At 26.3% G+C, this 278-nt stretch carries 1 protein-coding gene; it reads left to right on the forward strand.

What is annotated here, in order from left to right:
* On the forward strand, positions 1-278 hold a 278-nt coding region (locus C1A38_RS32715), incomplete at both ends, for a hypothetical protein (RefSeq protein ID WP_199180387.1).

Below are 278 nucleotides of genomic sequence, written 5' to 3' on the forward strand. Positions count from 1 at the left end.
TAGCTTTAATGAGCTTGCAAAGCAGTATAACAGAAAACCTTTAACTTTAAAAAATGGAGAAGTGGTAGTATATACCTATGATTTCAATAGTAATATAGCTAATATGAAAACAGAACTTCCTTTTAAGCATCAAAAGATTTTAAATCTAAATATTGAAGGTGAAGTAAGTAGCTTTAATATACTAGGTAATTTAAAAGGTGGAATTATAAATGCAGATATAAAAAATACTAATACTGTAATTGTTAATAACAGTGATTTTAAAAACTTGTGGGGAAAGG

It is taken from the genome of Verrucosispora sp. ts21, assembly GCF_002879555.1.
Taxonomy (GTDB): domain Bacteria; phylum Actinomycetota; class Actinomycetes; order Mycobacteriales; family Micromonosporaceae; genus Micromonospora; species Micromonospora gifhornensis.